The sequence below is a fragment of the Chitinophaga pendula genome, assembly GCF_020386615.1.
In the GTDB taxonomy this organism is placed as follows: Bacteria; Bacteroidota; Bacteroidia; order Chitinophagales; family Chitinophagaceae; genus Chitinophaga; species Chitinophaga pendula.
Window position 1 is genome coordinate 5557501 of sequence record NZ_CP077769.1, and the last position, 5000, is coordinate 5562500.

4 rRNA genes (1 of these 4 running past the window's edge) are annotated in these 5000 nt (G+C 46.3%); all 4 read right to left on the reverse strand.

Annotated elements, in window-relative coordinates:
- Nucleotides 1-478: 478 nt before the first annotated feature.
- Nucleotides 479-590 (reverse strand): 5S ribosomal RNA (rrf, locus tag KTO58_RS20510).
- Nucleotides 591-693: 103 nt separating this feature from the next.
- Nucleotides 694-3578: ribosomal RNA gene (locus KTO58_RS20515) — 23S ribosomal RNA — on the reverse strand.
- Between the two features lie 471 nt (nt 3579-4049).
- A 5S ribosomal RNA gene (gene rrf / locus KTO58_RS20520) occupies nt 4050-4161 on the reverse strand.
- A gap of 103 nt (nt 4162-4264) precedes the next feature.
- Nucleotides 4265-5000 (reverse strand): 23S ribosomal RNA (locus tag KTO58_RS20525); it runs 2149 nt beyond the window's last position.

Here is a 5000-nt window from a genome sequence, read left to right on the forward strand (position 1 = left end):
CCTGATGCTTGATTATATATCCGAAGACATATAACCTGCTGTTGTTTCCTAACTTTCAAAGAACTTTGTTCAAGTACTATGCTTGATGCATTTCCTTAAATCTTGCCGATGTTTGAGATCCGATCTCGTTGGCCTTGTGCCGACATCTTGTGTTATCTTTAGAAGAACTTTTCGTTTCGTTTTTGCTACCGTCCCGTTTGGGGTTGCAAAGATACGCAACTTTTTCTTTTCACCAAATCTTTTTTCAAGATTTTCTCAACTTAATTTATTGATTTAAAATCTTCTATAAATTAAGACTGTTTATAAACAGTGGTGAGTAAGCAGTATAAAGAGCTAGCCGCTTTTTTTCAGGCGGACTGCAAAGATACGATTCTTGCAGTATTAAAAACAAATCTTTATCCGTATTTATTTTGGATGAGCCTTGCTTAGAGGAGAAAAAGAAGTCCCGACAGTCTGCCGGGACTTGACTTTTTAATAATTACGGCGGCTACCTACTCTCCCGCATTTTGGTGCAGTACCATCGGCCATGAGGGGCTTAACTTCTCTGTTCGGAATGGGAAGAGGTGAACACCCTCGGCAAAACCACCATAAGATCTTTGCTGTTTTGTATGGAGTGCTGGATGCTTTGCAGACATCGTGACTCACAGCGCAATAAGGTACATATTGGGAAGTTGTATACTTTCAGATAAAATAAAATTAAAGCTTACGGGCAATTAGTACTACTTGGCTTTGATGTTACCACCTTTACACCTATAGCCTATCAACGTCGTAGTCTGCGACGGCCCTTAAAAGTAAACTCATCTTGAGGTAGGTTTCACGCTTAGATGCTTTCAGCGTTTATCCTGTCCGTACATAGCTACTCAGCACTGCACCTGGCGGCACAACTGATACACCAGCGGTACGTACGACCCGGTCCTCTCGTACTAAGGTCATGTCCTCGCAATTTACTAACGATCACAACAGATAGGGACCGAACTGTCTTGCGACGTTCTGAACCCAGTTCACGTGCCACTTTAATCGGCGAACAGCCGAACCCTTGGGACCTTCTCCAGCCCCAGGATGTGACGAACCGACATCGAGGTGCCAAACCTCCCCGTCGATATGAGCTCTTGGGGGAGATCAGCCTGTTATCCCCGGAGTACCTTTTATCCTTTGAGCGATGGCCCTTCCATACAGAACCACCGGATCACTTTAGCCAGCTTTCGCTCCTGCTCGGCTTGTTTGCCTCACAGTCAAGCACCCTTTTACTAATGCGCTCTGCGTACGATTACCAACCGTACTGAGGGTACCTTTGCGAGCCTCCGTTACTTTTTAGGAGGCGACCACCCCAGTCAAACTACCCACCAAACAATGTCTCCGTTGCCGGATTAGACTCTAAGTAACAGAAGGTTGGTATTTCAACGATGACTCCACAACTCCTAGCGAAGCTGCTTCATAGTCTCCCAACTATCCTACACATCTGGCACTCAAAATCAATGTTAAGTTGTAGTGAAGGTTCACGGGGTCTTTCCGTCCCGTTGCGATTAACCGGCATCTTCACCGATACTACAATTTCACCGAGCTCATGGTAGAGACAGTGTCCAACTCATTAGACCATTCGTGCAGGTCGGAACTTACCCGACAAGGAATTTCGCTACCTTAGGACCGTTATAGTTACGGCCGCCGTTTACTGGGGCTTCAGTCAGAAGCTTTGGCTTGCGCCGAACATCCTTCCTTAACCTTCCAGCACCGGGCAGGTATCAGGCTCTATACGTCATCTTACGATTTTGCAGGGCCCTGTGTTTTTGTTAAACAGTTGGTTGGACCATTTTACTGAGACCGCATCACTGCGGTACGCCTTATCCCGAAGTTACAGCGTCAATTTGCCTAGTTCCTTTACCATGGATCACTCGAGCGCCTTAGGATATTCTCCTCGACTACCTGTGTCGGTTTACGGTACGGGCTGCTATAACCTAACCTTAGAGGTTTTTCTTGGAAGTCGGTTTAGGATCACTATCCACGCGGCCGAAGCTTTGTGGTACTATCAGGTTCATCATCCCCGGCGGATTTGCCTACCAGGAATATAACTACACCCTTTAACGTAGTATTCCGTAACTACGCGGATCTTTCACTCCTCCGTTACCCCATCGAAATTATAGCAGGTACTGGAATATTCACCAGTTTGCCATCAGCTACCCCTTTCGGGTTTGCCTAAGGACCCGACTAACCCTGATCCGATTAGCGTTGATCAGGAACCCTTAGTCTTACGGCGATAAGATTTTTCATCTTATTTATCGTTACTTATGCCTACATTTTCTTTTCTAAACGCTCCAGCATATCTCGCGATACACCTTCGATGCAGTTTAGAATGCTCCCCTACCGATCATCTGCTATAGCAGTAGATCCTAAAGCTTCGGTTGTATGTTTGATGCCCGATTATTTTCCGTGCCCGAACCCTCGACCAGTGAGCTGTTACGCACTCTTTAAATGAATGGCTGCTTCCAAGCCAACATCCTGGCTGTTTTAGGGTTCGAACTGCGTTTGATCAACTTAACATACGATTAGGGACCTTAGCTGTTAATCTGGGTTATTTCCCTCTCGGCCATGGACCTTAGCGCCCACAGCCTCACTCCCGGCGATATATCATAGCATTCGGAGTTTATTAGGGTTTGGTAGGCGGTGAAGCCCCCTAGCCCAATTAGTAGCTCTACCTCTATGATACGTCTGTCTTACCGAGGCTGTTCCTAAAAACATTTCGGGGAGAACGAGCTATCTCTCAGTTTGATTGGCCTTTCACCCCTATCCACAGGTCATCCCATAGCTTTTCAACGCTAATGAGTTCGGACCTCCAGTTTGTGTTACCAAACCTTCATCCTGCCCATGGATAGATCACAAAGTTTCGCGTCTACCCCCACTGACTGTACGCTCTGTTAGAACTCGCTTTCGCTGCGGCTCCGTAACTTAAGTACTTAACCTCGCCAGTGAGGAGTAACTCGTAGGCTCATTATGCAAAAGGCACGCCGTCACATATTGCTATGCTCCGACCGCTTGTAGGCGCACGGTTTCAGGAACTATTTCACTCTTCTGTTCGAAGTGCTTTTCACCTTTCCCTTACGGTACTGGTTCACTATCGGTCTCTAGGGAGTATTTAGCCTTACCAGATGGTGCTGGCAGATTCACACAGGATTTCTCCGGTCCCGCGCTACTCAGGATACCACTCGTCCGTCAGAATTTCTGTCTACAGGGCTTTCACCTGCTGTGGCGTATCTTTCCAGATACTTCAACTTGATCTAACTTTCTAAATGTGGTCCTACAACCCCGGTCAGAATTGCTTCGGACCGGTTTGGGCTCTTCCCTGTTCGCTCGCCACTACTTGGGGAATCATTATTTATTTTCTTTTCCTGCAGGTACTTAGATGTTTCAGTTCCCTGCGTTGGCCTCCTTGCGGATAATGCACCTTCAGTGCACTGGGTTGTCCCATTCGGAAATCTACGGATATATTGCTCGTTTGCAGCTCCCCGTAGCTTATCGCAGCTTACCACGTCCTTCTTCGCCTCCTAGAGCCTAGGCATCCACCATGCGCCCTTATTCGCTTTAAAAATCTTCAGTATAATACCTTGCGGTATACAACTTGTTTTCCCAATATGTCAAAGAACTTTATTCAAGTACTATGCTTGATGCATTTCCTTAAATCTTGCCGATGTTTGAGATCCGATCTCATTGGCCTTGTGCCTACATCTTGTGTTATCTTTAGAAGAACTTTTCGTTTCGTTTTTGCTACCGTCCCGTTTGGGGTTGCAAAGATACGCAACTTTTTCTTTTCACCAAATCTTTTTTCAAGATTTTCTCAACTTAATTTATTGATTTAAAATCTTCTATAAATTAAGACTGTTTATAAACAGTGGTGAGTAAGCAGTATAAAGAGCTAGCCGCTTTTTTTCAGGCGGACTGCAAAGATACGATTCTTGCAGTATTAAAAACAAATCTTTATCCGTATTTATTTTGGATGAGCCTTGCTTAGAGGAGAAAAAGAAGTCCCGACAGTCTGCCGGGACTTGACTTTTTAATAATTACGGCGGCTACCTACTCTCCCGCATTTTGGTGCAGTACCATCGGCCATGAGGGGCTTAACTTCTCTGTTCGGAATGGGAAGAGGTGAACACCCTCGGCAAAACCACCATAAGATCTTTGCTGTTTTGTATGGAGTACTGGATGCTTTGCAGACATCGTGACTCACAGCGCAATAAGGTACATATTGGGAAGTTGTATACTTTCAGATAAAATAAAATTAAAGCTTACGGGCAATTAGTACTACTTGGCTTTGATGTTACCACCTTTACACCTATAGCCTATCAACGTCGTAGTCTGCGACGGCCCTTAAAAGTAAACTCATCTTGAGGTAGGTTTCACGCTTAGATGCTTTCAGCGTTTATCCTGTCCGTACATAGCTACTCAGCACTGCACCTGGCGGCACAACTGATACACCAGCGGTACGTACGACCCGGTCCTCTCGTACTAAGGTCATGTCCTCGCAATTTACTAACGATCACAACAGATAGGGACCGAACTGTCTTGCGACGTTCTGAACCCAGTTCACGTGCCACTTTAATCGGCGAACAGCCGAACCCTTGGGACCTTCTCCAGCCCCAGGATGTGACGAACCGACATCGAGGTGCCAAACCTCCCCGTCGATATGAGCTCTTGGGGGAGATCAGCCTGTTATCCCCGGAGTACCTTTTATCCTTTGAGCGATGGCCCTTCCATACAGAACCACCGGATCACTTTAGCCAGCTTTCGCTCCTGCTCGGCTTGTTTGCCTCACAGTCAAGCACCCTTTTACTAATGCGCTCTGCGTACGATTACCAACCGTACTGAGGGTACCTTTGCGAGCCTCCGTTACTTTTTAGGAGGCGACCACCCCAGTCAAACTACCCACCAAACAATGTCTCCGTTGCCGGATTAGACTCTAAGTAACAGAAGGTTGGTATTTCAACGATGACTCCACAACTCCTAGCGAAGCT